Raw genomic sequence first — 4,413 nt, 5'->3', positions numbered from 1 at the left:
AAGGAGGCGATTATACGAGCGCAATATTGACTCCGTCGCGGGTCGGGCCGGGTTATCTTGCCGAATGCCGCCCAGGATGGCCGCTATGCTTTCGACGAGCTTTCGTTCATCAACTCGCCTCCGCAGATGCAGATGCTGCCGCGTGCCGTGGCACGACCGCTGATTCAAAACGCTCCCGATACTCGAGCGGCAACACGCCGAAGCGCCGCACAAAGGCGCGCCGCAAGTTCTGTTCGCTGCCGAAGCCGCAATCGAGCGCAATCCGCTTGAGTGGCCGGCGCGACTCCGCCAGCACCCGCGCGGCCGCCTCCAGACGCAGTGCCGACACGGTTCTAGCGGGCGTGCGGCCGACCTCGTCGACGTAGCGTCGCGCAAAAGTCCGCGGGCTCATCTGCGCACGCTCGGCTAGCCGTTCGACCGACAGGTCGTTGCGCAAATGGGCCGCCATCCAGCTATGCAGCGCCTCGAACGGTCTACCCGCCGAAGCCTGCGCTGCCAGCGCCGCGCTGAATTGCGATTGTCCGCCAGGCCGCTTCATGAAAACGACCAGCCGCCGCGCCGCCTGCATCGCGACCGCGTGGCCGACATCTTCTTCGATCAGCGCCAACGCCAGATCGATGCCCGCCGTCACGCCCGCCGACGTCCAGACGACACCCGCTCCTTCACCTTGCCCTGCGTCGCGGATGAAGATCGGATCGGCGTCGACCCGCACGTTAGGGAAACGGCGTGCGAGATGCGGCGCCTCCCGCCAATGGGTGGTCGCGCGGCGGCCGTCGAGCAGGCCCGCCGCCGCCAGATAGAAAGCGCCCGTGCAGACCGAGCACACGCGCCGCGCTTGTGGCGCGCGCCGCCTGATCCATGCGACGAGTTCCGGCTGCAACGTGCAATGGTCGTCGATCGGGATGCCCGGGACGATCAGCGTGTCGATCGGTTGGTCGTCGAGCGAGTCGAGCCGTTCGGTCACGACCGGCAGACCCGGGAAGGTTTGCAATACGCCACCGTCGATGGACGCGACGGTCGTGCGATAGGCGATCGGCTCGGAAGCCTTTCTGTTTGAGTCGGTTGATCCGCTTGATGCGCCCGGTCCGCTCGGCCCGCCCGCACCCTCAACTCTGCCGACACCGGCCGATCCACCCGCACACTCAGAAGCAGCAGAACGACCCGCTACGCCCGCCGCGGCCGCCATGGTCAATTCAGCGCGCCAGAACGCCTCGAGCGGGCCGCACGCATCGAGCAGCACGAGGTCAGGCGCCACGGCGAAAACGATATGACGTGCAGCCATCAGGAAACCACCTCCGAGGATTGCCGCTTGCTCGACCACGCATACGCAAGCGTGGCCAACGCCGCCATCCCGAGCGGCGGAAAGATCGCAGCATTGATCGTCGCCCAGCCGAAGCGCGCCAGCAATTGCCCGGCGAACAGCGAGCCCAGTGCGGAAAACGCGAAGGTCGTGAATTCGCTGGTTGCCTGCGTCTTGGCCCGCTCGGACGGCCGATACGATTGTGCGAGCAGCGTCGAACCGCCGACGAACATGAAATTCCAGCCAACACCCAGACATGCGAGCGCCGCATAGAAGTGCGGCAGATCGGTCGAGCGCAACGCCAGGACACCGCACAGCGCTGACAGCAAGATCCCCGCGCCAATCACCGGCAGCACGCCGAAGCGCCTGATCAGCCGCGCGGAAAACAGCGACGGCGCGAACATGCCGACCAGGTGCCATTGAATGATCGCCGCGCCGTCGCCAATCGTATGACCGCACGCGACTGCGGCGATGGGCGTCGCGGTCATCACGAACATCATCACGGCGTAGCCGAGCGCATTGTTAGCGAGCGCCGCGGCAAAGATCGGTTGTCGAACGATTTCGCCAAGCGGCCGGGCCGGTTCGTAAGTCATGGCTGCGCGCACGGATGGCGCGGCGTCGCGATACAACAGCGCCAGCATGGCAATCGATAAGAGTCCGAAACCGGTGACAAGCGCATAGGAGCCGGCAAACGCGACCGGCGCGAGCCAGTCCTTGCTCCATGCGGCGAGAAGCGGCCCGCAAACGGCTGCCACTACGCCGCCGGTGAGCACTGTCGAAATCGCGCGGCTTTTGCCTTCGATTCCGGCGGCATCGGCGGCCGCCAGCCGGTAGTACTGCGCAAACGCCTGAAACACGCCGACCGTCGCCGTGCCGGCGCAAAACGCCCAGAAACTGTGATGAAAGATCGCCCACACCGAGATGGCCCCGCCCAGCGCGCCGACGCCCGCGCCGAGCACGAAACCCGCGCGCCGGCCAATGCGCGCCATCAGGAACGACGCGAAGATAGTCGTCAGCGCAGCAGCAACGGTAATCAGCGAGAACGGCAGCGTCGCGAGGGCCTTATCGCCGGCAAGCGTATAGCCGACCAGACCGGTCAAGGTCAGATCGATCGAGACAGATGAGGTGTAGAGCGCCTGGCAGACCGCCAGCACGCGCGCGGCGCGGCGGCCATGAGGATCGGAATCATCGGAGCCGATTTGGCTCGCGGTAAAAGACGACACAGCGGAGGACCGGGCGGAGCCAGTTGTGGAGGCTGCGGCAGAGGTAGCGGTAGCGGTGCGTGGCGGCATCGGTAAGCCTCGGGCGGCGAAAGTGGCAATGCCCAGATCGTCACATGGCCGGCGATGGCAGGAATGACAATGATGCATCAATTCCAGCCATCCGCCACGCTTACCCGCCCGAAAAAGCGGCCGCCCCTGCTTCGGGCTTACTTGCGAACCGAAATGCCTTCGTCGATCGTGCCGTACATCGTGATGCTGCCCGTGCCCGCACCCGAACTCGGAGCGGAACCGCTCTGCGCGCACGCACTGAACAGCAGAACCGCGGCAGTGGCGGCAAGAAAGAATTTCATGAGAGCGTGTTCCCGCAAAGACAGGATTCGATTCTAGCCTGGCGGCCCGGCGCGATGCCAAAGCGGGGCCGAAACGCCGCCGAAGCATCGGCGCGCCGGGCACTGAAGAACCGACGCGTCCCCGAAACACGCCACCGAAGCACCAAAGCACGCACTAGCCCGCCCTGCACCACCGGATTTTCGTAGCCACTGCATTCGACAATTCACGCTAAGCTGAAACATCGAATGCGGCAGCCAGATACAGTGGACTGCATGGCGCCCTGCCCGCGCCACCAACCGGAGACGCCTGATGCCCGCCAACCTCGCAGACGAACACAACCACTTCCCAGGCCTGAGCCGTATCGGTGCGCTGCTCTCCGACCCCGGCCGCGCCGCGATGCTGTGGGCACTGATGGACGGCAGCGCCCGCCCGGCCGGTGAACTGACGATGATCGCCGGGCTCTCGCCATCGGCGGCCAGCGCTCATCTGGCGCGCCTGACCGACGGCGGCCTGCTCGCGCTCGAAGTGCGCGGCCGGCATCGCTATTTCCGGATCGCCTCGCCGGATATCGCCGCATCCATCGAAGCGCTCGCCAATGTCGCGCAGGTCAGCGCGCCGCAACGGGCCGCGCCGCGCCCGGTGCGCATCGTGCCGGTGGACATGCGCTACGCCCGCACCTGCTACGACCACATGGCGGGCGAATTGTCGGTGCGAGTATTCGAGCGGCTGGTCGAGCGGGGCCTCCTGACGCTGCACGGCTCCTCGCTCGAAGCGACTGCCGAGGGCGCCGCCCGTTTCGCCGATTGGGGCATCGACATGTCGGCCCAGAAGAGCCGTCGGCGCCGCTTCGCCTGCACCTGTCCCGACTGGAGCGAACGGCGTCCGCATCTGGGCGGCGCGCTCGGCGCCGCACTGCTCGATTCGTGGTCGGCTCATGGTTGGGTCGAGCGTACTGAGCGTCCGCGAATCTTGCGCATCCCACCGGCAGGCCACCGTCATTTCGACGCCCTTCTCGCCGCCTGAGCCGCGCTTAACTGCTTGACGCGATTACAGAATTTGCGCAATCAGCTTACGAAATGCCTTATCGAGACCTTTTGTTACATGCTCGTCAGGGGGCCTTACAAAAGTGGGGGCCTTGAAACAAAGCGTGAGGGTAGAGTGGCTCTCACGGACACGGCACAATGCCGCGTCCGTCGGAGATAAATCATGAGAACAGTGACCACACCTCAACATTCGAAACGCCGGATCACCGGCTACACGCTCATCGCCGCCGCGGCATTCCTGTTCGCGGCGCAAGCCACCTTGGCGCAGGAAGCCGAACAGACACCGCCGCCGGGCGCTGCCTCGCAGATTAGCGATCCGCCGGGGCGCGTTGCGCGTCTGAACTACACCGCCGGCGCCGTGACCACCGAGCCGGCCGGTGCGACCGACTGGTCGTACGCACAAATCAATCGCCCGCTCACCACCGGCGATCAGTTGTGGAACGATCAGAGCGCGCGCTCCGAACTGCATATCGGCTCGGCTGCGGTGCGCCTCGACCAGTCCACCAGCCTCGACATC

Annotated in this window: 4 protein-coding genes and 1 pseudogene; 2 read left to right on the top strand and 3 right to left on the bottom strand. The window is 65.7% G+C overall.

The window, feature by feature from the left end; translation table 11 throughout:
* Window positions 1–109 precede the first annotated feature (109 nt).
* The 3 genes from VFE81_RS08945 to VFE81_RS08935 form a co-directional block, all read right to left on the bottom strand.
* Entirely contained in the window at window positions 110–1,282 is a 1,173-nt protein-coding gene (locus VFE81_RS08945) for a GlxA family transcriptional regulator (protein WP_325044250.1), read from the bottom strand.
* Window positions 1,282–2,592, bottom strand: coding sequence for an MFS transporter (locus tag VFE81_RS08940; protein ID WP_325044249.1), 1,311 nt, complete (start codon window positions 2,590–2,592; stop codon window positions 1,282–1,284). Before VFE81_RS08940 ends, VFE81_RS08945 begins: the two co-directional genes overlap by 1 nt.
* A 137-nt stretch (window positions 2,593–2,729) precedes the next feature.
* On the bottom strand, window positions 2,730–2,873 hold the full coding sequence (locus VFE81_RS08935; protein WP_325044248.1) for a hypothetical protein: 144 nt from the start codon (window positions 2,871–2,873) through the stop codon (window positions 2,730–2,732).
* A gap of 289 nt (window positions 2,874–3,162) precedes the next feature.
* On the opposite strand from VFE81_RS08935, the gene VFE81_RS08930 reads away from it, so the two are divergent.
* Window positions 3,163–3,876, top strand: a complete 714-nt coding sequence (locus VFE81_RS08930) for a helix-turn-helix transcriptional regulator (RefSeq protein WP_325044247.1) — start codon at window positions 3,163–3,165, stop codon at window positions 3,874–3,876.
* Between the two features lie 183 nt (window positions 3,877–4,059).
* A pseudogene (locus tag VFE81_RS08925) lies at window positions 4,060–4,413 on the top strand (FecR protein); the annotation flags it as partial.

The sequence above is a fragment of the Paraburkholderia sp. genome (genome assembly GCF_035656215.1).
Classification (GTDB): domain Bacteria; phylum Pseudomonadota; class Gammaproteobacteria; order Burkholderiales; family Burkholderiaceae; genus Paraburkholderia.
This window is presented reverse-complemented; position numbering and strand designations above follow the sequence as displayed.